This window comes from Peribacillus folii (assembly GCF_030271255.1).
Lineage (GTDB): Bacteria > Bacillota > Bacilli > Bacillales > DSM-1321 > Peribacillus.
Genome location: NZ_JASJOM010000005.1, coordinates 220,861 through 242,889, shown reverse-complemented (window position 1 = coordinate 242,889; position 22,029 = coordinate 220,861). Strand labels below are relative to the sequence as shown.

Genomic DNA, 22,029 nt, shown 5'->3' with positions numbered 1-22,029 from the left:
GAAGGATGGAACATATCTTTTGGTTGAAGAATGCACGGCTGGAATGCGGGTACCAAAAAGAGAAAGGCATAGTGACAGGAACCATAACCGGCCTATTTCATCTGTTGATCGATGACGGGAAAATCATGAGGATTGTCAAGGATGGAGAGCCGACCCCAAATGATGTGCCGGCGGAGGATGCAAAAGGATTGCTTGTGCTCCCCTCGTTCATTGAAAAGCATGTACATCTTGATAAGACCTTGATGGGGGATGTATGGAGAGCGTGCACGCCTTCTTCAAGTGTCATCGAGCGCTTTGAAAATGAAAAAAAAGTGCTGCCTACCATTGAAACAAGCACACGAAAGCGGGCTGAATCATTGTTGGGAGTGCTTTTAGCTTCCGGGTCGACCCATATACGGACCCATGTCGATATTTATCCTGAAGTAGGACTGCAAAACCTTAAGCAAGTGCAGCAGGCCTTGGAAACCTATTCCAACCGCCTCAGCTCGGAAATCGTCGCCTTTGCCCAGCATGGCCTGCTGCGATCGAATTCCGTCCAGCTTGTCAGGGAGGCTTTGCGCAATGGAGCGGGAATCGTGGGGGCAGTCGATCCGGCCACGATCGATCAGGATATTGAAGCATCACTCGTGCAAATGATGGATTTAGCGGTGGAGGCGAATGCCGATGTTGACTTGCATTTACATGATCCCGGCCACCTTGGTACGTTCACGATGAAACGTTTGGCAGCTTTGACTAAGCAAGCAGGCTGGGAGGACAGGGTAGCCGTCAGCCATGCATTCGGCATTGGAGACGTGTCAAAGGCTGAAGCGTATGACCTGGCTGACACCCTGAGGGATGCAGGGGTTTCGATTGTCACAAGCGTGCCCATCAATAGACAAATGCCGCCCGTCGATGTATTGCATGAAAGAGGCGTTGAGGTATCTGTCGGGAATGATAATATCTTCGATGTATGGTCACCGCTTGGGAATGGGGACATCCTGGAGAGAGCTGGCAGGCTCGCCGAACGCTTCAAATGGGTGGATGAAGTGGCCTTGTCCCGAACATTGGGGTACATAACCGGCGGAAAAACACCGTTAAATGAACAAGGGGAACAAGTATGGCCGAAGGTTGGGGATGCGGCAAGCCTGGTGCTCGTTGATGCCAGCTGTACTGCCGAGGCAATAGCCAGAAGATCTGAGCGGAGAGCGGTCATATATAATGGAAGCATCGTTTCCGGTTCACTAAACGAACAAAAATTGCCCAATGATATAAAGGGCTGACCCCAAAAAGGATTTCTGGATACGTCCGGATTTCCTTTTTCATTTTGTGTCTGGAAACACTCAGCGGGCGTGTTTGTCATCCGTTTCAATCTCGTGTACTTTTACGTACTTGTGTTATATGCTTGAAAAGTAATATTTTCTTTGCTTTCATGGTTAAGCAGTTTCGACCATCATGACCCTATAGCTGTAAACGAAATGAAATGGAAGATGATTTCACTAAAAGGACCGGTTAACCATGCTCCTTATATTCCAAACTAAAGGGGCTTGGATGCCATTGCCCACAGTTTTTGCATGTGCAGAAGCACTTGTGTTTACGTTTAGTAGCATGGGTTTCTGGTCGCCCATTTTTGGGGGAAGCGACATGGAAGGGTCCATGTATGAACCATAAGCTTGAAAAGTATCATGTTCAAAAAGGAGATGGAAGCTATGAAAAGTTGGGTTTCTTCCGTGACCTTATTTTCTTCTTTTCAATGGTTGTTTTTTATTTTTGCCAATACGGTGGTTGTGCCCATATCAATTGGGGCGGCTTTTGATCTTCCTTCCGACATTACGGAGATGACGATGAGGAGCTCGCTCGTTTTCACGGGGATTGCCTGCGTGATCCAAGGCTGGAAGGGGCATAAATACCCGATCATGGAGGGGCATTCCGGCCTGTTGTGGGGCGTGATGCTCAACCTCGGGTTATCTGCGCCATCCATCGGTCTCGGGTTTGCTGAGGTAGGAGGGGGGATAGCGACTGGTCTCCTTGCGGCTGGCGTCGTGACCATGCTCCTTGCAGCCTTCAACCTGATCTCATACGTTCAGAAGATTTTCACCCCCATGGTGATGACCGTTTACCTCTTTCTCCTGACCTTCCAGCTCATCTTTGTCTTCTTTAAAGGGATGCTTGGAATTACGGATGCAGGGCAGGTTAACATCCCGGTCAGTTTCCTTTCCTTGGGGATTGTCTTGTTGGTCAGTATATTGAAGATAAAAGGACCAAGGACGATTAGTAATTTCTCGATATTGATCGGGATCATTGTCGGTTGGATTTTTCATGCACTGCTATTTCCATCGACAGGGGCGGAATCGGCCTCGGCTGTTGCCTCATTTTCATTATTCCCGTTAGGTATGCCAAACCTGGAACTCGGTATCATAGCGATTGCTTTTTTTGCCGGATTACTGAATTTGTGCAATACCTTCGCTTCGATCCAAGCTGCTTCAGAGCTATTGGGAGAGGAAGGAACGGATAATCAATATCGGAAATCGATATTCATGACGGGCGGTTTCACCATTTTATCGCCTTTGCTTGGTCTTGTTCCTTATACGCCTTTCACCTCGTCGATCGGATTCCTGCAAAGCACCCAGATTTATGAGCGGAGACCGTTTTTGCTTGGAGGAGTGCTGTTGACGATAATTGGACTGATTCCTCCTTTTATATCTTTCCTGGCCACGATGCCAATCACCGTCGGGAACGCCGTCTTGTTCGTTGCATACCTTCAATTGTTCGGCACGGCCTTTAACAGCGTCAAGGGCCAGTATTTCACTTCTGACACGATTTTCAGGCTTGCCGTTCCCGTGTTGATCGGTGTTAGCTTGATGAATGTCCTGCCCGGTGCCTTCGCGAATGTTCCGACGCTCTTGCAGCCCTTTTTAACGAATGGGCTTATCATGGGTGTATTGATTTCGATCGTGCTGGAGAAATCGGTGAACTGGAAGCGTTTTGAACAATTGCAGAATTAATTGGAGAAACCAGAAGGATTCCAGCCTTCTGGTTTTTTGTTTTTTCAGGCCCGGCGATGTGGTGAAAATAGGCGTTTGAATCAGTGGCAATACCAACTCCCTTTACATATTTTGTTGGAGGGAGTACTTGACGTGGTCAGATTCCCAGCCTATTTCTTTCCCTTACCGATCATTACCTTATTAATGAAAAATATGGAGGTTATATAAATGAATGAGTTTCAAAATCAGCTTCAAATGCTGAACGTTGACGATTTCCAAGTTAGCCAGCCAGTTCCGTGGGAACAAAGTCAGCCACAGTATTCCATGGAGGATTCCCGACTAATTGGCGTTGGCTGCTTCGGCTGTTTCTTGTGCTTTGGCTGCTTTGGCTGCGGCGGCTGCGGGGGACGCTGTGGCGGCTGCGGCGGACGGTGCGGTGGCTGCGGTGGCTGCGGCGGGCGTTGCGGCGGTTGTGGCGGACGTTAATCGTCCAGGTATGGTAAGGGTCTCTGCCGGGTCATGGCAGGGACTTTTCTTTGTGGTTTAGACATAAGAGACAAATTGTCATACATAGGATGAAAGGGAAGTGATTAGAAGCAGAACTTGAAAGAGCTTCGGGTCAGGAGGTGCAAAATGGTCAAGTTGACCCCTTCTATGCGATTGAAAGTGAAAAGGGACACGTTTTTCTTCCCTGAACCAAACAAAGGTGTATATTTCAGGAATAATACCAGTTCATTCCGTATGGAAGGAAGCACAATTGTCCAGTGGATCGAAAAGCTGTTGCCGATGTTCAACGGGGACCATTCGTTACGTGAGCTGACGGATGGATTACCCGGACCATACCGGAGCCGCGTCATGGAAATTGCCGAGGTTTTGTACAGGAATGGATTCGTTCGGGATGTAAGTCAGGACCGCCCCCATCAATTGAGCGATCAGGTATTGATTGCCTATGCCTCCCAAATCGAGTTTCTCGAAAGTTTCGGTGACTCGGGAGCCAGCCGCTTTCAAGCTTACCGAAAAGAAAAAGCGCTGGCCATCGGCTCCGGACCGCTCTTCCTTTCATTAGTAGCTGCGCTGTTGGAATCCGGTCTGCCGAAATTTCACATTTTCATCACGGATACGGTACGAACGAATAAGCAGCGTTTAGAGGAAGTAATAGCACATGCGCGCAGCATCGATGATGAAGTGGCGATAGAGGAGGTAGTGCCTGCTGAAAAGGGATGGCAGGAAGTGATCCAGCCATTCGATTCGGTATTATATGTATCACAGGAGGGCGATATAGAGGAATTGAGGGAGCTCCATTCGATTTGCAGGAAGGAAGGGAAGGTGCTATTCCCGGCAGTGGTCCTCGATCAAGTGGGCCTGGCAGGTCCGCTAGTCAGTCCGCAATCCACGGGCTGCTGGGAGTCGGCATGGCAACGCCTGCATCAAACGGTGTTCGATGGGAAGGGCGAATCCGCTTCTTCTTCCTCCACAGCCGGGGCGATGCTGGCAAATGTAATGGTATTCGAGTGGTTCAAAAAGACCGCAGGTGTGACGACAGCAGAACAAGATAACCAATTCTACCTGTTGGATATGGAAACATTGGAAGGAGGATGGCATCCGTTCCTGCCGCATCCAGGGGTGACGGGTCAGGGGGACGCCAAATGGGTACCGGATTTCGAAAGGCGCCTCGGCCAAGCAGCAAGCGAGGGGAAGCCAGGTCAACTGTTCATGCTTTTTGGCAGGCTGACCTCCAAGCAATCAGGGATTTTCCATAGTTGGGAGGAGGGGGACCTCAAACAGCTACCGCTCGCCCAATGCCGCGTCCAGGTTGCCGATCCGTTGTCCGCCGGCCCGGCACCGCTTTTGCCGGATATCATTCGTTCTGAACTGACCCATGAGGAAGCGAGGCGGGAGACAGGACTTTCGGGAATTGAGGCTTATGTGACTCGAACGCTCAGCCAGCACCTTCAGACGCTCCCCCGCTTGAATGGCTTTGGTGACATAAAGGAACCGATAGGAGTGGGGACAGGGGAAACGTTTGCCGAATGTGTGTGCCGAGGATTGCAAAACTGTTTGGATGCGGAATTTGCGAACCGGAAGTTCAACCGTGAAGCAGTGGTTCCGGTGCGGCTGGCTGAGGTGAAGGATGAGCGCTGCACATATTATTTACAAGCACTGACCCGTTTGCAGGGTGAGCCGATCATCGGGCTTGGCAGTGATGTGTCCGGTTTTCCGGCGGTTTGGGTAGGAACGGGCGATGGCTGGTCGGGTGCTGTCGGTTTGAATATCACGCTCGGATTGCGGGAGGCGTTGAAAAAGGCCGTCATGAAGGTTCAAAACCAAACCACTTGCCTTACAGCCTCGGATAGCGCTTCATCATCCGATCCACAAAGCGAAGCGGAGGACCTGGTGATTCCTTCGTGTGCCGCGGCAGCGACTTCCGAGCTGATACGCGCCGCACGGCAAGTCGCCGAAAAGGGAGGTAAGCGGATTTTCGTTTTTGAAGTGGAAACCGAGCCTGTCATGAAGGAAGATTTGGCAGGCGTGTTTGGGGTGTTTTTGCGAGAGGGGGGATCAGGGTGAATGCTGACGTAGTGGTTGTCGGGGAGGGCCTATTGGCGGACCATGTACATCGCGACCTATCCGGTACATTCAAGGTCAAGCGCCAAGCCGATTTCGCGGCAGAAATACCGCAAGCGACCGCTTTGGTCCTGGTCCTGCAGGATGCCTGGGATCCCTCGGTGCATCTGAGGGCGGAAGAGCTGTTAAACTCACGTAACATACCGTGGCTGCGGGGGTTCGTATCATTTGGAGAGGGTGTGGTCGGCCCGCTGGTGCGAGCGGGCATTCCCGGCTGCTCCCAATGTGCAGATCTAAGGCAGCTCATGGCAGGGCGTGACCGCAAGGAAATGTGGGGCATCAAAAAGCAGCTCCAGGAAAATGGAGGGATCGGCCGGGATGCCGCGGCGTCACGCTTAGGTTTGTTGCAGATGTCGCATTTGATCGGGGAAGAAGTAAGGAAGGTGATGAGCGGCAATGAGCCCCGTTCAGAGGGGCATGCGGCATTCATCAATCTGAAAACGCTCAATGGCTCGTGGCATTCGTTTTTGCCAGACCCATTGTGCCCAGTCTGCAGCCCATTGCCGGATGACTCGATGAATCAGGCAAGGATATCTTTGCAGTCAAGCCCGAAAATCAGTCCCGATAGCTACCGTACCCGTTCCATGGAGGACTTGGGAAAAGTGCTGGCCCGGGATTATTTGGGGACTCGCATGGGTTTCCTCAATAGTAAAATGATCGACCTCATTCCGCCCTTTGCCGATGTGAGTGTTAATTTGCCTTTGTTCATCGGCGATGAGGGGACGGCTGGGCGGACGCTTTCCTATGCGGCAAGCGAGATGACGGCCATATTGGAGGGACTTGAGCGGTATTGCGGAATGGAGCCGCACGGCAAGAGGACCGTGGTGCATGACAGCTACAACAATTTGAAAGATCGAGCGCTAGATCCGGTCAAGGTAGGCGTACACGAGCAGGAGAATTATGCACAGCCAGATTTTCCGTTTCAACCATTCGATCCTGACCGCTCGATGGATTGGGTATGGGGATATTCGTTCCTTCAAGAGCAGCCGATTTTGGTTCCGGAGCTGCTTTCCTATTACAGTCTGGGCTGTGGCAATGGCTTCGTCTATGAAACCTCCAATGGGTGCGCCCTTGGCGGCAGTTTGGAGGAAGCGATTTTTTACGGGATCATGGAGGTGGCGGAACGGGATTCGTTCCTGATGACATGGTATGCACAGCTGCCGCTGAACCGGATCGATCCATATTCGGCAAACGATAAAGAGCTGGAATTGATGATCGACCGGGCAAGGGCGGCGGCCGGATATGATATCCACCTGTTCAATTCGACGATGGAGCATGGTATTCCAAGTGTGTGGGCACTGGCTAAAAACAGGAAGGAAAAAGGGCTGAATCTCATATGTGCTGCAGGGGCCCACCTTGACCCGGTCCGGGCGGTGAAAAGCGCGATTTTCGAGCTGGCCGGCATGATGCTGACCCTTGACGAGAAGCTGGAGCAAGACAAGGAGGAACTCGAGAAAATGTTCCGGGACTCCTCCCTCGTACGGAAGATGGATGACCACAGCATCCTGTACGGTCTGCCGCAAGCGGAATCGCGATTGGATTTTTTATTGAAACAGGATCGCCCGATGCGGACGTTTGCTGAAGAATTCCCGCAAAAGGAGAAGCATCAGGACTTGACTGATGATCTGCTGGGCATCCTCCAGGAGCTTCGCCGCTTGAATCTCGAGGTGATCGTAATCGATCAGACGACGCCTGAAATTCGGCAGAATGGATTACATTGCGTGAAGGTGCTGATTCCGGGAATGCTGCCGATGACATTCGGCCATCATCTTACACGGGTGACAGGACTTGAGCGGGTACTCAGGGTTCCAATGGAACTTGGATATATAAAACGGCCGCTTGAATTCGAACAGCTCAACCCGCATCCGCATCCGTTCCCATAATGGGTGACCAAGGAGGCAGGGCGATGAGTTTAGATGCATTTCTGCATAATTTGCATGTTGATATTGAAAAGGCAAGTCCGCCAGATTGGGAAGTGGATTGGGAGGATGCACCGCTAACATTCAAGCTCTACCGTGGCTTGCCGCAATACCCATTATCGCTGGAGGTTCCGCTCGCCTTGGATGGTTCCGCCAGATTTTCGAAGTTTCACGAAAGCAAAATCGGTCATTTGCTCTGGTATGCCTATGGCCTTACCCAAATCAGTCAAACACAGAGAGCCTCTGGACCTGATGACCTGATGCAGTCCTTCCGCCGTTTTCCGCCTTCAGGCGGGGCGCTGTATCCAAGTGAGCTGTACGTGTACTTGAAGACGGGGGATTTCCCGGCCGGCGTCTACCATTATGATGCAGCTCACCATCGTTTGGTGCTGTTGCGGGAAGGGAATTTTGATTCCTTTTTAAGCAAGGCCCTCGGTGATCACTGCAACATCTCCGCTTGTTTTGGCGCCGTATTTGTCTCGACGATGTTCTGGAAAAATTTCTATAAGTATAATAATTTCTCATACCGGCTCCAAGGTCTCGACGCCGGCGTGCTCATCGGCCAGCTGCTGGAGGTGGCCAAACGGTTCGGCATGAACACGAGAGTGTGCTTTCAATTCCTGGATCGTGCCCTCAATCAGCTTCTTGGACTATCGGAGGAGGAAGAAAGCACCTATGCGATGATCGCCTTATCGAAGCAACCAGCAAACCTGACAGATGACAAGTCAGGGAGGGATGCCACAGCGGCAAGCTTATGCCTGGAATTGCCAAAAATAAAGCCGGAGCACTATGTTCGATCGCTTGTGATCAAGGAATTCCCATTGTTAACGAAAATGAATCGAGCGTCGATGATCGAATCGAGTGGAGCGATTCGCCCGCTTGAAGCAAGGGAGGAAGCAGGGGGCGAGGGACAGGTGATCGACCTCCCTATCGTGAAGAGATTGTCCTATGATTTGGCATCGGTTTGCAAAAAGCGATTTTCTCCTGAAATGGACTTCACTTTAGGAAAGGTAAGTCAAGAGCGGCTGGCCCTTCTCCTTCAAGAGGCAACGGCTTCGTTCACTTATCAAAATGACCTGAATGAAGACGGCGAACACAGGGTCACCATCTATGCCAGCTTATATAATGTGGAAGACTTGGAGGATGGCGCCTACCTGTATGAAGGGACGACACATTCATTAAGGCTGATACGGCCAGGAGATCATCGGCTTCGATTACAGTGCGGAATGTCCTTGGATGTCTTGAATTTCCAGCAGGTGCCGATCTGCATCCATGTGGCGGGTGATCGCCATTACTTCAAACCGCAGCTTGGATATAGGGGATACCGAATCCAGCAAATGGAGGCAGGAATGCTTGTCCAGCGTATATTGCTTGCGGCAGCTGCCCTGGGAATGAATGGGCACCCGCTTCTCGGGTTCGACGTCAATATGTGTGATGAGCTTTATAAAATAGGAGGGTCCCAAGGGAAGACGAGTTTGATCCAAGTCCCCATCGGAGCGTATCGCAATCGCCCGTGGCTAAAGGGGGGACTGCATTGCTGAACAAACGAAGGCCGCCATCCCTTTATGGAAATGGCGGCCTTCGTTCATTAGTAATTAGTGTGTGTCCGTTAATACCTGCAAGGTTTTTTCCCTGATGCTTATCCTGTTCTTATAATCCTTTGAAACCAATTCGGTATAAAGTAAGTCAAAAAGCAATAAGAGCGGCAGCAAGGGAGAAATGTTCTGTCCCATATGCATGCTGTTTTTGCTCGTGACCAAAAGCGTGAGATCACTCAGCTGTGAAAGCTCGGAATGTTTATCGCCTGTAAAAACCAAGATATGCGAGCCTTGCTTTTTGGCGATTTTCACTGCGCGAATGACCTCCTTCGTTGCGCCGCTGATCGAAATGCCAATGACCACACTTTCCGGGTTGCTTAAGGCTGCATCCATCATCGCCTGATGGGGATCGGTTATCGCCTCGACAAACAGGCCGATCCTGAAAAACTTCGATTTGAATTCATGAGCAGCTATACCTGAACTGCCTATTCCATAGACATGTATCTTTTTTGCCTTGGTAAGGAAAGATACCGCTTTTTGGATGTCCTCATAAGAGGTTATATGGAAGGTATGATCGATGATGTTCATATGGTCCTGATATAATTTCGCGAAATAATCGACCTGCTTCAAATCCTTCATATGTTTTGGCGTATTCCGGAGGTCGACGAATCGTTTTAACTCATGCTTAAACTGATTGAACCCGGAAAAAGATAGCTTTTGGCAAAAACGAGTTATCGTTGCCGGGGAAATATGCAGCTTTTTGGCAATTTGACTAATGGTTAACTGACTCATTTCCTCAGGATGCTGCAGAATATAGTTGGCTAGCTCTTCTTCCGTTTTGGTGAACTTACTCATACTGCACTCAATGCCGTATATGAGGTTTTCTGCTAAATATTCCAAATGACCACCCGCTTTTAGGCAAAATATAATGTTATGTATAGTTTAATGTATCCATTAAGGACGTCAATAACCGATATCCTTAAATGCCGGAGATTGACAAGTAAATTTGCCGTATCTCTTGGAAGCGTTTTTATTGGACTGGACAAAACAATGAAGTTGTAGGAAGATATTCTAATGGAAATCAGCCAATCCAGTGGCCGGGAATGAAAAGAAACTCGGAAATACATAATTTTCAGTGCCGCTTCCGAGAGAAAAAAACTATTCCTATATAAAATTAAAAAATCTAGTATAATGGGATTGTCCATTCCTCCAAGAATCCATCGATGGGAGTGGGCAAATGTTGGATTGGTAAGGTTCACCCCGTTGATGGAGTCAAGATTCCTTTGCTTTACGATCATGGGAAAAGATTGATTTCAAAGTGAATGAAGGGGTGTTATATTATTCCATGGAAAACATTTTGTGAAATGGATGAAGTAAGGGGAGTGTTGCATATCTGTTGTCCAAACTACAGGATGGTAGGGGATCGGGAGCGACAGAAACTACGGCTCGTTCCTGGTTAGATGACATTGGGGCCAATCGTTCCAAAACTGATGTGATACACAAAAATGGTGAAAGTAAAAAAATTACTTTGTTAAAACATGGGGGATCAAGTGTAATGATGATAGATGAGAAAACAATCCGAATTGAGAAAGACTTTCTTGGTGAAAAGGCCATTCCAGCAAATGTGTATTATGGAATTCAAACTTTACGCGCTGTAGAAAATTTTCCGATTACAGGATACAAGGTCAATGAAGAAATGATTCGTGCCTTGGCGATGATAAAAAAAGCGGCCGCATTAGCCAACATGGATACAAAACGTTTGTATGAGGGCATTGGGAACAATATCGTTAAAGCTTCCGATGAAGTGATCGAAGGTAAATGGCATGAATATTTCATCGTCGATCCAATTCAGGGCGGCGCCGGAACATCGATGAATATGAACATAAATGAAATCGTTGCCAATCGGGCCATCGAATTGATGGGACACGATAAAGGCGATTATAGCAAAGTCAGTCCGAACAGCCATGTGAACATGTCACAGTCGACCAATGACGTCTTCCCGACGGCCATTCATATTTCGACATTGCGCTTATTGGAGCAATTACTGGAAACGATGGCGAAGATGGGATCCGTCTTTAAGGCGAAAGCGAAGCAATTCGATCATGTTATCAAAATGGGCCGTACCCACCTTCAGGATGCCGTGCCTATCCGTCTCGGCCAAGAATTCGAGGCATACAGCCGCGTGCTGGAACGGGATATAAAAAGGATCAGCCAATCGCGTCAGCATTTATATGAAGTGAATATGGGAGCAACAGCAGTTGGAACTGGTTTGAATGCAGATCCGCGCTATATCGAAAATGTTGTCAAGTATTTGGCTGAAATCAGTGACATGCCGCTTGTCGGGGCCGAGCATTTAGTGGATGGCACACAAAACACGGATGCATATACGGAAGTGTCAGCCGCGTTGAAGGTATGTATGATGAACATGTCAAAAATCGCGAACGACTTGCGTTTGATGGCTTCAGGACCAAGAGCGGGGTTAGCCGAAATCACGCTTCCGGCACGTCAGCCCGGTTCTTCGATCATGCCTGGTAAAGTGAATCCGGTCATGCCCGAATTGATCAACCAAGTGGCCTTCCAGGTCATCGGCAATGATAATACGATCTGCCTGGCATCAGAAGCAGGGCAATTGGAATTGAACGTAATGGAGCCTGTACTCGTATTCAATTTATTGCAATCGATCTCAATCATGAACAATGCCTTCAATGTATTCACCGATTATTGCTTGGCAGGCATCGAAGCGAATGAGGAACATTTGAAAGAATATGTCGAAAAAAGCGTGGGAGTGATCACGGCTGTCAATCCGCATCTCGGATATGAAGTCGTTTCTCGGATCGCCCGTGAAGCGATCTTAAAAGGCAAATCCGTGCGCGAGCTTTGCCTGCAGTATGATGTACTGACGGCAGAAGAATTGGATCTGATCCTGAATCCATACGAGATGACGAAGCCTGGGATAGCGGGTGCTTCTCTTTTCGATCGCGAATAAACCGATTTTCTATAAGAACTATGCCTTTCGAGTTAGAGGCATAGTTCTTTTTTTTTCTAGCAAAGCCCCTGGGAAGCTGGCAGTGCGCTTTTGCTGGTGCAGCCATCATCAACTGTCTTGTTAGGCAGGAAATGGTTGCATGCAAAAAAGAGATGGTATGAGTGTGAATCATACCATCTCTTTGTTGAGCGTTTTTTAAGTTAAAAGTGTGCCATGAAGCTAAAATCATTGAATCGCATCGACGAATCTTTTCGTGATTTGCTGCGGACGGGTAATGGCGCCCCCGACTACTACTGCATGTACGTTCATATCCAATACTGAACGCGCGATTTCCGGGGTGATGACATTTCCTTCAGCAATCACCTTTGCCTTTTTCACGGCATTTACGATTTCTTTCAGCACGGCATAATCATCGTGATAGATTTTCTCACCGCTCGTTTCATCCGTATAGCCATATAAGGTTGGCGCGACAATATCGAATCCTAACTGGTTGGCGTAAATGGCCTCCTCTTTGGAGGATACATCAGCCATGAGCAGGACATCTGGATATTTTGCCCGGATTTCCTCGTAAAACTGTTTTAACGTTTTGCCATCCGGCCGTACACGCGCTGTCGCATCGGTCGCGATGATTTCTGCTTTCGTTTCCATCAATGCATCGATTTCCGCCATTGTAGGGGTGATATAGACATCGTTTTGTCCATATACCTGTTTAATGATTCCTATCACTGGCAGGTCGACATTTTTCTTAATCTCGATGATATCCGCTACAGAGTTAGCGCGAATGCATTTCGCCCCGCCCTCCTTGGCGGCAATGGCCATGCGCCCCATGATGAACGAGCTGTGCAGAGGCTCATTCTCCAATGCCTGACATGATACAATCAATCCTTTGTGAATGGTATCCAGCACATTTTGCATGTGTAACACTCCTTTATCATTTGTCTATCTGTACGCCTTAGTTACCCAAGTACTCTTCGACTTCATTTTTGATGATCGTAACTTGCGGTCCGTAAACGATTTGAATCCCTTTACCTTGTTTGACGACACCCTTTGAACCGGTCTGCTTGATGACGTCTTCTTTTACCAATGATTCGTCCTTTACCGTGACACGCAAACGAGTTGCACAGCAATCGACGATTTCGATGTTTTCCTGTCCGCCCAAGCCCGCGACGATGGTCTCGGTTCTTTCTGAAGCAGCTACTTGCTGTGACGGGGCTTGTTCCTCATCTTCACGGCCAACGACCTTTAAGTTCTTTTTCCTGATCAAAAACTTGAACGTGAAGTAGTAAAGGAAGAACCAAGGGATACCTACCAGAAGGACATACACCCAATTTGTTTTACTGATTCCTTGCAGGATCCCGAATAAGGTGAAATCGATGAATCCCCCAGAGAAGGTTTGGCCGATTGTGATATTGAAAATATCCGCCATCATGAAAGCCAAGCCATCGAATATAGCATGAATAACATAAAGGATAGGAGCGACGAATAAGAAACTGAATTCAAGCGGCTCGGTAATCCCTGTTAAGAAGGATGTCAAGGCTGCTGAAAGAAGCAAACCGGCCACTACCTTCTTGTTTTTAGGCTTAGCACAATGATAGATGGCCAATGCCGCTCCCGGCAAACCAAACATCATCGTGATGAAACGCCCGGACATGAACCGGGAAACACCTTCATAGTACTTGGTCGTGGTTGGATCGGCCAATTGGGCGAAGAAGATATTCTGCGTACCGCTTACAATCTGGCCTTTGATCTCCATCGTTCCGCCTAAAGCTGTTTGCCAGAAAGGCAGATAGAATATATGGTGCAGCCCCAATGGTCCGAGCATCCGTAAAATGAACCCATAAAAGAAGGTTCCGATCGTCCCTGTGCTTGTTACGAGTGCGCCAAGCTGATTAATGAAAAGCTGGAAGTAAGGCCATACGACAAACAATACGGCGCCGACCAGGATCGATGCGAAGGAAACGACGATCGGGATGAAACGTGAACCGCCGAAGAATCCCAATACTTGAGGAAGCTGGATTTTATTATATTTATTATGCAATAATGCCGCGGTGATCCCGACTATGATCCCGCCGAAAACGCCAGTCTCCAGTGTTTGGATCCCAACAGCCATCCCCTGTCCGGCACCTGCCAAATTGTCCTTGGCAAGCTCCCCGGTTATTTGAAGCAAAGCATTGATCGAACTGTTCATTACGAAGTAGCCGATCATGGCTGCCAAGGCAGCGGTTCCTTTATCCGAGCGCGCCAGCCCTACAGCGACACCTACGGCAAAAATGACAGGCAGGTTGGCAAAAACGATGCTTCCTGCAGAGCTCATGATCGTGAATATGGCTTGGAGCCAGGCAAAATCCAAAAATGGATACGCCTCAACTGTATTAGGATTGGAAAGAGCACCGCCAATTCCCAGCAATAATCCGGCCGCCGGTAAAACGGCAATCGGGAGCATAAAAGACTTACCGAACTGCTGCGCTTTCTCAAAAGCTTTCTTCATAAAACATTCCTCCCTTATTCAATGGGGCCCATGCCCTTCTTTATTTTTAGCTGAGCTATACTTGTATATTAATTCCCGATAAAAGCGTTTTCAATAAGCGGCAAAGAGATATCAATTGTTTTCAATAAGAGATAGATTTCTCTGAAAAAATTTTCAACGCCACTACGCGCCCGGAAACAAACGGAGGAAAAATTGCGCGAAATGAATGGATGCCTCACTATAAAGTTATATGAATATAGTGAAGGATCGTCACCAACTCCCTGGTATAATTCGGTTATTGGTTGTTAAATGGGCGTTTTTAATAAAATTGAACATTTTTTTATATCAAAACCGAATATTATCTTGTGCAATTCAAAAAAAGTATATATAATTACCTCAAATCAAAGTTTGGCAGGTGATAGTCATCTTACCGATAAACTCTAATGAAACGAAGAAATTGCTTTCTCATATGTATAATGAGGTATCGAAGGAATTGTTCGGTTTTGGTACGACGGTGCTCAAGGTTACCGTTGAACTGAATGTAATCACATTTCAGGCCAAACATCGCCGTGCACCACGCTCTCAAGCTTTGGAGGGGGAAGTTCCCAATCTGAAGCAGGAGGTTGATTTTCATATGTCACTGCTTTATAAAAAGAAATTGAGACAAAAGCTGGAAATACAAACGGATTGGGAAATTGAAGCGGTCCTGAGGGATTATGACTCGGCGACGCAGCTGGCATTCACCAATATTGTATTGAAGGAAAAAATATAATCCCATAGTTGGATTTCGCTCCGGATTCATCTGGAGCGAACGCCGCGAATGCACCGAATGATAAGTTTTATCTTTGTTTACAAAGAAAAGACAATCTTGGGTAGAATGTAAATTCTATTTAAGATTGTCTTTTTTTACATGTAAAGCAGTAAAAAGGGAATTTTATACAATATCAAATTGGAGGTTTCGAAGATGAAAAAAATAATTAGCTTATTCATGATGATTTCAGTGTTCACACTCGTTTTAGCCGCATGCTCCTCGAAGGAGGAAGGAAAGGGGAAACCGGCCAAACTAGTCGTCTCCACGTGGGGATTTGCCGATGATTTCTTCCGTCCTGAGGTCTACGCGCCTTTTGAAAAGGAACATAATGTTAAGATCGTCGTCGATTCAGGAAACAATGCAGATCGCCTGAACAAGGTTCGCCAGGCAAATAGTGACGTGGATGTCATCTACTTATCCGATTATTATGCACAGCAGGGCATCGATGAAGGCCTATTCGAGAAAATCGATGCTGCAAAGGTTCCGAACATGAAGCATATCTACGACCAAGCGAAGGCTCCGAATGGCGCCGACTATGGTCCGGCCTATACGATTGCCCAATTCGGCATTGCCTATAATCCCGATGAAGTGTCTGCACCGATTTCTTCCTGGAAAGATCTTTGGAGCAAGGATTTAAAAGGGAAAATCACGATTCCATCAATCACTTCAACGACTGGCCCGATGTTTTTGGATGCCGCTTCGAATGTAAGCGGAAGTAAGGAATTCAATGAAGATAAAGCCTTTGCCCAAATGAAAAAGATCATGCCGAATGCCGTAAAAGAGTACGGCCAAACATCAGAATTCGTCAACATGTTCTCACAAGGGGAGATTGCGGCTGGACCGATCATGGAAATGTATTTCGGTGATTTGAAGGAAGCCGTGCCGAATGCGAAGTTCATCGCTCCGAAAGAAGGCGGATACGCAGTCATGAATACGGTCAATATCGTAAAAGCCAGCGACCAAAAAGAATTGGCCGCAGAGTTCATGAACTACATCTTAAGCAAGGAAGTACAGGAAAAATCAGCCAAGGCGAAAATCGATTCTCCTGTCAATACGGAAGTGAAGCTGTCCGAAAAAGAGGCGACAGGCTTAACGTATGGGGATGACGTCATTAACAGCCTGCGTGTCCTGGACATGAAGTTCGTCAATGAAAGCTCGAAGCAATGGATCGATCGCTGGAATCGTGAGCTTGCACACTAACAATGGAAAGAGGTTGGATCGATGAAGAAAAAATTGATTCTCGATGTAGATACTGGGATAGATGACGCAATCGGGATCATTCTTGCTGTCAAAAGCCGTCAATTCGACATATTGGCAATCACCACCGTTAACGGCAATGTATCGCTTGATACCGCGACACTCAACACATGTAAAATACTCGATATGCTCGGCGAGCAAGACATTTCCGTCATAAAGGGCGCGGATGCCCCCCTTATCAGGCCTTCCTTTTTTGAACATAGGATCCATGGGGAGGATGGGATTGGTGGCGCGCTCGCCAATGTCCCGGTTACAAAACAGCCGGATGAGGGGTTTGCAGCCGATTTCATCATCAATTCCATTTTGAACTTTCCTGAAGACGTGACGCTGATCATGACAGGACCGCTTACGAATTTGGCACTAGCGGTGAAAAAATGTCCGCAAATCACCCAGCTTGTGAAAGAAGTCATTTTCATGGGCGGAGTTGTACAAGGGGGCGGCAATGTCACGCCGACCTCCGAATATAACGCATTCGTCGATCCGGAAGCAGCCAAGATCGTCCTGCATGCCGGGTTCCGATCGATCACACAGGTCGGTCTTGATGTCACAAGAAAGGTGCTGCTGGGCGAGGAGCATATCCAATCGCTTCAAGACGAAGCACTTGCCGGCTATATAAGTGAAAGCACCACAGACTATCGCAAAAGGTATTTTGAACGTAATGGTGTTTGGGCCTGTGCGATGCATGACCCTTTGGCGGTTGGCGTCGCCTTGCAAAAAGATCTTGTCATGACCAAAGAATATTATGTGGATATAGAAACAAAAAGTGAGATTTGTGATGGACAGATGATTTGCGATTTTCAGAACCGGCTGATGAAGCCAGCGAATGCGCATGTCTGTCTGGATGTCAATGCAGAAGCGTTTTTCGACCTGTTCATTCGCATCATCAATTCATAAATCAAACGAACAGGGGGCTCCGAGGTGAAAAAACGCTATCTATACCTGCTGCTGTTGCCAGGATTACTTTTTTTGACGGTTTTCATGATCATTCCCATCTTTCTGACGATCGGAACGACATTCATCAATGACCACGGTTTTTCGATACAAGGATATCTCGACTTTTTCAAAGATCGATACTTTGTCGAAATCCTGCTCACGACACTTAGGGTGAGTCTGTTCACGACGATCCTTTGCATTCTCTTAGGTTTTCCAGCAGCCTATTATATTTCGAAACTGAAACAAAGAAAAAAAGCGATCATGCTCTTGCTGACGATTTTTCCGCTCTTGACGAGCCCGGTCGTCCGCTCATTCAGCTGGATGGTGATCATCGGTAAAAACGGCGTGGTGAATAAAGTGCTCTTGAGTATCGGCCTGATCGAAAAGCCGCTGGACATATTATACACGCCGACGGCAATCATCATCGGATTGGTCCATTTATTCCTGCCTTTGATCATCGTGACGCTGGTGGGTGTGATGGAAAACATCGAGACCGATTTATTGAAGGCGGCGGAGAGCCTTGGAGCTTCACGGCTGGCCGTATTTTCAAAGGTGGTCATCCCGCTATCCGTTCCAGGCTTGGTCATCGGCAGCATCCTGGTTTTTGTAGGAAGCTTCACGGCTTATACGACGCCGGCTTTATTAGGCGGCAAGCAGCGCGTGATTTCAACATTTCTTTATCAAAATGCCATTACGTTGAATGAATGGCAGGTGGCATCGATCGTCGCGACGATCATGATTGCCGTAACCGTCCTTATCATCTCGATCATGAATGGTTTGGCGAAAAAATTAAATCCGAAGGGGTAGAGGTGTATGCAGGAAAAAAATCGAGGCTTGGGCCTGTTTACTCTCCTGGTGTTTCTTTTTTTACTAGGGCCTTTGCTGATCATATCGGTTACATCATTCGAAGGCGGAAATATTTTGAAGTTCCCGCCAGAAGAGCTTTCTTTAAGATGGTATGAAAATATTTTCCATGTCGAAATGTTTTTGGTCGCGTTTAAAACGTCCATCCTTGTTTCATTGGGAGGCAACCTTTTGGCGCTGTTACTTGGAGTGCCGGCTGCCTATGCATTAAGCAGGGTCGAGTTCAAAGGGAAATCCGTCATCAATGCGGTTTTCGTTTCGCCGATCTTGGTTCCGGGCATCGTGCTTGGCTTTGCGTTTTTGCGCTATATTGTAGGAACGTATCAGCTTCCGATTTATGCGGCCCTGTTTGTCGGACATACAGTCATCATGCTGCCGTTCATCATCCGCGTGATTTCTTCTAGTTTGTCGAACTTCGACTTTTCCATTGAAGAAGCGGCCGAGAGTCTCGGGGCAAGTAAGCTGGGGACATTCTTCACGGTCGTCCTCCCGAATATAAAATCAGGAATCCTGGCAGCCGTGATGATTGCCTTCTTGGAATCCTTCAATAATGTAGACATTTCCGTATATATGACGGGACCGGGTGTCAGCACGTTCCCGATCCAGATGCTGACGTATGTAGAGAACTACTTTGATCCAACCATTTCGGCCATATCCGTATTGCTCATGTTCATAACGGCTTTCTTCATGTTCATGGTAGAACGGCTCATGGGCTTGTCTTATTTCACAAAACGATAAAGGAGGTAATGAAGGATGGCTTTATTCACTTTACAAGATATATCTGTAGCCTATAACAAACAGAATATTTTAAAGGACTTCAACCTTGAGATTGAAAAAGGGAAATTGGTCTCCCTCCTTGGCCCGAGCGGCTGCGGGAAAACGACGACCCTGCGTTTGATTGCCGGATTTTTAAAAGCGAATGAAGGGAAATTTTTATTCAAGGATAAGGATTATACGAAGGTTCCCGTCAACAAGCGGAATTTCGGCTTTGTGTTCCAAAACTATGCATTATTCCCGCATTTGTCGATTTTCGATAATATTGCCTTCGGTCTGCGCCTGAGAAAGAATTCTAAGGCGGAAATCGAAAAAAAGGTAATGAATGTGCTGGAAATCGTAAATTTGAAAGGATTTGAAAAACGCTATCCCCAAGAGCTTTCCGGAGGGCAAAAGCAGCGGGTTGCGATTGCAAGGGCGCTCGTGATCGAACCCGATATCCTTTTATTCGACGAACCGCTGAGCAATCTTGATGCGAATTTAAGGGTGAATATGCGGGTTGAAATACGCCGGATCCAACAGGAATTGGGAATTACGACGGTGTATGTTTCCCATGACCAGGAAGAATGCTTCTCCATTTCCGACCAAGTGGCGATCATGAATAAAGGGGTCATCGAGCAGCTTAGTGATCCCGCGACCATTTACAAATATCCTGAAACCAAATTCGTCGCCGATTTCATTGGCTTCAAGAACTTCATTGACTTTGATGAGCGGACGGATACTGGCGGTAAGATTGAACTGAGTAAGTCAGGATACTCCTTCGTATTGGATAAGGATGCCCGGATGTTCAATCATGCTGGGAAAATAGGCGCGATCAGACCGGACGATCTGTTGATCAGGGAAAAAGGAGACGCCGGAGCCGTTCAGGAAAATAGCTTATCGGGCCGTGTGAAGGTGAGTACGTATCTTGGAAGAAGCTATCAATATGTCGTGGAAACGCCGATAGGGGATTTCATCGTCAACAAGGAAATGACGGAATCCTATCGGATGGGCCAGGAGATCATCCTTGAAATTCCAAGAAACCAGATGGTACTCGTCGATTAAGGTAGAGGGGGAATTATGCGAATGGATATGCTCATAAAAGATATCAATATTTTCAACAGTTATTTTAAAAAATTCATGAAAGGCAATGCGGCCATCAAGGACGGCAAATTCCATTATATTGGCGAAAGCGAGCTGGATGCCTTCCCTTCCGAACGAATCATCGATGGAAGGGGAAGGTATATGGTTCCGGGACTGATCGATATCCATCTGCACATTGAAAGCACGATGGTGACACCGGCCACATTTTCTTATGGGCTCATCAAGAATGGCGTGACCACAATCGTGCCGGAACCGCATGAAATGGCCAACGTCTTCGGGATTTCCGGTGTGAAGGAAATGATCAAAGCGAGTAAAGAGTGTGTCGCAGATATGTTTTATGCCATCCCAAGCTCCGTTCCTGCAACCTCGATGGAAACGACGGGAGGTTCCATCGAAATATCAGACATGGACGAATTGATGCAAACCGAGGAAATCATCTGCCTCGGCGAAATCATGAACTACCATGAAGTCATTTCCGACCCGGATTGCAAAACGAATAAGATCTTGTCCCATATCCGTACCCGCTATCCAAATCTGATCATAGAGGGCCACGTTCCAAAGCTGCTGAGCATGGACTTGCAAAAGATCATTCAGGCCGGAGTGAACTCTGATCATACCCACCAAACCGTGGAGGGAATGGAAGCGAGGATCGCTGCCGGGATGTTTCTTGAAATTCAAGAGAAATCGATGACGGAAGAAGTGATGGAGTTCTTGAAGAACAAGCAGGTGGATGAGCACTTCTGCTTCGTTACCGATGATGTCATGACCGACTCATTCCAACAAAGAGGACATTTGAACGTCCTGCTAAAGAAAGCGGTCGAAATGGGCATGTCCCCTGAAAAAGCGATATATGCCTGTACGTATACACCGGCACAGCGGATGAGGATGTATGATCGCGGCGCCGTTGCACCTGGAAAAGTGGCTGACTTCCTGCTTATCTCGGACTTGCAAAGCTTTGACATCGATCAGGTGTATAAAAACGGTGAGCTCGTATATGATTCGTCACAGCCCTATGTGCAGCAAGCAAGCGAGAAACAATTTCCGGAACACTTCTATCAAAGTGTGAAGCTTGCGGAACTAAGCGCAGCCGATTTTAACATATCTGTACCGAATGAGCAGGGACAAGCGAAATGCCGGATCATCAATGTCCAGAACGGTTCCACGTTTACCAGCGAAACACATGATTGGCTGACGATGGAGAATCATCAATTATGTTGGGAAGAAAGCCCCTACGGATTGATTGCCACCTTCGAGCGGTATGGGAAAAACGGCAACCGGGCGCACGGCCTGATCACCGGCGATGTTCTGAAGCGCGGGGCGGTTGCCACCACCTATTCGCATGATAACCATAATCTCTTGGTGATCGGCCGCAACAAGCAGGATATGGTGATGGCCGCCAACGAAGTCATCAGGAACCAAGGCGGTGTCTGCTGTGTCCACGACGGCAAGAAGCTTTCGATGATCCATCTTCCGGTGGGAGGAATCCTTTCCGAAGAACCGATGGACATCGTATCGGAACAGGTCGAGCAACTGACTGACGCGCTTAAATCATTAGGCTATGAGCATTACAATGTCATCATGTCATTAAGCACCTTATCGCTGCCAGTCAGCCCGGCCCTGAAAATAACGGACCATGGATTGATCAACGTAAATGAAGGGAAAGTAGTCCCGCTCATAATGAACACAGAAGCCTAAACGGCAAAGAAGGGGACCATCCTATGGATGATCCCCTTTTCGTATTTATCTTATGTGAAATTTCAAAAAAATGGAAAGTTGTGATAAAATAAAGGGACAACTGAGGACAGAGTGGTA

At 47.7% G+C, this 22,029-nt stretch carries 17 protein-coding genes; 14 read left to right on the top strand and 3 right to left on the bottom strand.

The genetic code is table 11. From position 1 onward, the window contains the following. Positions 1–5 precede the first annotated feature (5 nt). The 6 genes from QNI08_RS10405 to QNI08_RS10380 all read left to right on the top strand — a co-directional run bounded on the left by QNI08_RS10405 (position 6) and on the right by QNI08_RS10380 (position 9,045). The gene (locus QNI08_RS10405; protein WP_285767353.1) at positions 6–1,259 is read left to right on the top strand and encodes an amidohydrolase; all 1,254 of its coding nucleotides are present in this window, start codon (positions 6–8) and stop codon (positions 1,257–1,259) included. A gap of 426 nt (positions 1,260–1,685) precedes the next feature. Further along, a complete protein-coding gene (locus tag QNI08_RS10400; RefSeq protein ID WP_285767352.1) occupies positions 1,686–2,981 on the top strand; it encodes a uracil/xanthine transporter in 1,296 nt (431 codons plus the stop codon). 207 nt (positions 2,982–3,188) lie between these two features. Then, positions 3,189–3,446 carry a heterocycloanthracin/sonorensin family bacteriocin gene (locus tag QNI08_RS10395; protein WP_285767351.1) on the top strand — a complete coding sequence of 86 codons (258 nt, stop codon included), beginning with the start codon at positions 3,189–3,191 and terminating at the stop codon, positions 3,444–3,446. Between the two features lie 147 nt (positions 3,447–3,593). Further along, positions 3,594–5,528 (top strand): putative thiazole-containing bacteriocin maturation protein, encoded by a 1,935-nt coding sequence (locus QNI08_RS10390; protein WP_285767350.1) that lies wholly within the window; start codon positions 3,594–3,596, stop codon positions 5,526–5,528. Continuing rightward, positions 5,525–7,468, top strand: coding sequence for a TOMM precursor leader peptide-binding protein (locus QNI08_RS10385; RefSeq protein WP_285767349.1), 1,944 nt, complete (start codon positions 5,525–5,527; stop codon positions 7,466–7,468). The genes QNI08_RS10390 and QNI08_RS10385 overlap by 4 nt, the downstream gene beginning before the upstream one ends. Positions 7,469–7,491: 23 nt before the next feature. After that, positions 7,492–9,045, top strand: a complete 1,554-nt coding sequence (locus QNI08_RS10380) for a SagB family peptide dehydrogenase (protein WP_285767348.1) — start codon at positions 7,492–7,494, stop codon at positions 9,043–9,045. A 54-nt stretch (positions 9,046–9,099) separates the two neighbouring features. On the opposite strand, the gene QNI08_RS10375 is transcribed toward QNI08_RS10380, so the two are convergent. Beyond that, the gene (locus QNI08_RS10375) at positions 9,100–9,942 is read right to left on the bottom strand and encodes a MurR/RpiR family transcriptional regulator (RefSeq protein ID WP_285767347.1); all 843 of its coding nucleotides are present in this window, start codon (positions 9,940–9,942) and stop codon (positions 9,100–9,102) included. 655 nt (positions 9,943–10,597) lie between these two features. Here QNI08_RS10375 and aspA point away from each other — a divergent pair. Beyond that, positions 10,598–12,028 carry an aspartate ammonia-lyase gene (gene aspA, locus QNI08_RS10370; protein ID WP_285767346.1) on the top strand — a complete coding sequence of 477 codons (1,431 nt, stop codon included), beginning with the start codon at positions 10,598–10,600 and terminating at the stop codon, positions 12,026–12,028. A gap of 225 nt (positions 12,029–12,253) precedes the next feature. On the opposite strand, the gene QNI08_RS10365 is transcribed toward aspA, so the two are convergent. Together QNI08_RS10365 and QNI08_RS10360 are read right to left on the bottom strand one after the other, a co-directional pair. Then, positions 12,254–12,943 carry an N-acetylmannosamine-6-phosphate 2-epimerase gene (locus QNI08_RS10365; RefSeq protein WP_285767345.1) on the bottom strand — a complete coding sequence of 230 codons (690 nt, stop codon included), beginning with the start codon at positions 12,941–12,943 and terminating at the stop codon, positions 12,254–12,256. Between the two features lie 37 nt (positions 12,944–12,980). Then, positions 12,981–14,516 carry a maltose/glucose-specific PTS transporter subunit IIC gene (locus QNI08_RS10360; RefSeq protein ID WP_285767344.1) on the bottom strand — a complete coding sequence of 512 codons (1,536 nt, stop codon included), beginning with the start codon at positions 14,514–14,516 and terminating at the stop codon, positions 12,981–12,983. 448 nt (positions 14,517–14,964) lie between these two features. On the opposite strand from QNI08_RS10360, the gene QNI08_RS10355 reads away from it, so the two are divergent. The 7 genes from QNI08_RS10355 (at position 14,965) to QNI08_RS10325 (ending at position 21,912) form a co-directional block, all read left to right on the top strand. Continuing rightward, positions 14,965–15,267, top strand: coding sequence for a DUF2294 domain-containing protein (locus QNI08_RS10355; RefSeq protein WP_483313769.1), 303 nt, complete (start codon positions 14,965–14,967; stop codon positions 15,265–15,267). A 192-nt stretch (positions 15,268–15,459) separates the two neighbouring features. Continuing rightward, the gene (locus QNI08_RS10350; protein ID WP_285767343.1) at positions 15,460–16,506 is read left to right on the top strand and encodes an ABC transporter substrate-binding protein; all 1,047 of its coding nucleotides are present in this window, start codon (positions 15,460–15,462) and stop codon (positions 16,504–16,506) included. A 21-nt stretch (positions 16,507–16,527) separates the two neighbouring features. Beyond that, the gene (locus QNI08_RS10345) at positions 16,528–17,457 is read left to right on the top strand and encodes a nucleoside hydrolase (RefSeq protein WP_285767342.1); all 930 of its coding nucleotides are present in this window, start codon (positions 16,528–16,530) and stop codon (positions 17,455–17,457) included. A 24-nt stretch (positions 17,458–17,481) separates the two neighbouring features. After that, positions 17,482–18,303, top strand: a complete 822-nt coding sequence (locus QNI08_RS10340; protein ID WP_285767341.1) for an ABC transporter permease — start codon at positions 17,482–17,484, stop codon at positions 18,301–18,303. A 6-nt stretch (positions 18,304–18,309) separates the two neighbouring features. Beyond that, positions 18,310–19,098, top strand: a complete 789-nt coding sequence (locus QNI08_RS10335; protein ID WP_285767340.1) for an ABC transporter permease — start codon at positions 18,310–18,312, stop codon at positions 19,096–19,098. Between the two features lie 15 nt (positions 19,099–19,113). Then, positions 19,114–20,178: an ABC transporter ATP-binding protein gene (locus QNI08_RS10330; protein ID WP_285767339.1), complete on the top strand. Its 1,065-nt coding sequence runs from the start codon at positions 19,114–19,116 to the stop codon at positions 20,176–20,178. A 15-nt stretch (positions 20,179–20,193) separates the two neighbouring features. Then, positions 20,194–21,912 carry an adenine deaminase C-terminal domain-containing protein gene (locus QNI08_RS10325; RefSeq protein ID WP_285767338.1) on the top strand — a complete coding sequence of 573 codons (1,719 nt, stop codon included), beginning with the start codon at positions 20,194–20,196 and terminating at the stop codon, positions 21,910–21,912. Positions 21,913–22,029: the final 117 nt, after the last annotated feature.

What these genes read in the sequence shown, in the direction of transcription:
- QNI08_RS10405 (WP_285767353.1), top strand. Translation starts at nt 6, where the DNA reads ATGGAACATATCTTTTGGTTGAAGAATGCACGGCTGGAATGCGGGTAC.
- QNI08_RS10400 (WP_285767352.1), top strand. Translation starts at nt 1,686, where the DNA reads ATGAAAAGTTGGGTTTCTTCCGTGACCTTATTTTCTTCTTTTCAATGG.
- QNI08_RS10395 (WP_285767351.1), top strand. Translation starts at nt 3,189, where the DNA reads ATGAATGAGTTTCAAAATCAGCTTCAAATGCTGAACGTTGACGATTTC.
- QNI08_RS10390 (WP_285767350.1), top strand. Translation starts at nt 3,594, where the DNA reads ATGGTCAAGTTGACCCCTTCTATGCGATTGAAAGTGAAAAGGGACACG.
- QNI08_RS10380 (WP_285767348.1), top strand. Translation starts at nt 7,492, where the DNA reads ATGAGTTTAGATGCATTTCTGCATAATTTGCATGTTGATATTGAAAAG.
- aspA (WP_285767346.1), top strand. Translation starts at nt 10,598, where the DNA reads ATGATGATAGATGAGAAAACAATCCGAATTGAGAAAGACTTTCTTGGT.
- QNI08_RS10365 (WP_285767345.1), bottom strand. Translation starts at nt 12,943, where the DNA reads ATGCAAAATGTGCTGGATACCATTCACAAAGGATTGATTGTATCATGT.
- QNI08_RS10360 (WP_285767344.1), bottom strand. Translation starts at nt 14,516, where the DNA reads ATGAAGAAAGCTTTTGAGAAAGCGCAGCAGTTCGGTAAGTCTTTTATG.
- QNI08_RS10355 (WP_483313769.1), top strand. Translation starts at nt 14,965, where the DNA reads ATGTATAATGAGGTATCGAAGGAATTGTTCGGTTTTGGTACGACGGTG.
- QNI08_RS10350 (WP_285767343.1), top strand. Translation starts at nt 15,460, where the DNA reads ATGAAAAAAATAATTAGCTTATTCATGATGATTTCAGTGTTCACACTC.
- QNI08_RS10345 (WP_285767342.1), top strand. Translation starts at nt 16,528, where the DNA reads ATGAAGAAAAAATTGATTCTCGATGTAGATACTGGGATAGATGACGCA.
- QNI08_RS10335 (WP_285767340.1), top strand. Translation starts at nt 18,310, where the DNA reads ATGCAGGAAAAAAATCGAGGCTTGGGCCTGTTTACTCTCCTGGTGTTT.
- QNI08_RS10330 (WP_285767339.1), top strand. Translation starts at nt 19,114, where the DNA reads ATGGCTTTATTCACTTTACAAGATATATCTGTAGCCTATAACAAACAG.
- QNI08_RS10325 (WP_285767338.1), top strand. Translation starts at nt 20,194, where the DNA reads ATGCGAATGGATATGCTCATAAAAGATATCAATATTTTCAACAGTTAT.